The following is a 657-nucleotide window of genomic DNA, read 5'->3' as shown; positions in this document are numbered from 1 at the left end:
CTGCTGCCGTTGATCACCGCGCTGATTGCTGCGGTGGTATTGAAGGAACAACTGGCGATGTATCACCTGGTCGGTGGCTTGCTGACGCTGGGCGGGGTGATTCTTTCCGAGCGCTGGACCACCGTCCTCGGTCGCTCCCGCACCCCGAGCGCCGCCTAGACCCCGGCGGCTTTCAACCGCGCCGCATGCTCGACGAACAGCCGCACCGGATCCGCGCCTTTGCCGACCAGTCCCAGCGACTGGTTGACGATGTCGAAGTGATCCATCGGGTAGTCATCGCCGATGACCGTGCCCAGGTGCGAGCTGTAGCGTCCGACCATGCCGTCGCACTGCCCCGGCTCGCGCACGAAGGTTTTGGCGAACAACCGGCAACTGCGGTTGGTGCCGTCGAACAGGTTGCCACCACGATCGGTCTTGCCCGGCTGCAAGGTGCCGGACCACGAGTAGTAGCGCACGCCGTTGACCTCTTCCGGCCCCTGCCCGCCCCAGGTATCAGGCAGGCCCTGTGGATAACGCTGGTTGAACAGCGCCACGCCTTCAGTGGTCAGGGAATGGTGCGAGGCGTGGATATCCACCGGTATTCGCAGTATAGGCCTGCATCCAGACAGGGGATAATCGCCGTTCATCAACGTACTGGTTTCTCCTCCCATGCAATAC

Annotated in this window: 2 pseudogenes; one reads left to right on the top strand and one right to left on the bottom strand. The window is 63.0% G+C overall.

The window, feature by feature from the left end:
• Positions 1-159 (top strand): annotated as a pseudogene (locus AC07Y2_RS28750) (EamA family transporter); the annotation flags it as partial.
• Here AC07Y2_RS28750 and AC07Y2_RS28745 read toward each other — a convergent pair.
• Positions 156-657, bottom strand: a pseudogene (locus AC07Y2_RS28745) (hypothetical protein); the annotation flags it as partial. The pseudogenes AC07Y2_RS28750 and AC07Y2_RS28745 sit on opposite strands and share 4 nt — an antisense overlap.

This window comes from Pseudomonas sp. GW456-12-1-14-TSB6 (assembly GCF_059424205.1).
The sequence above is the reverse complement of the archived record's forward strand: the minus strand, read 5'-3'. Positions and strand labels throughout refer to the sequence as shown.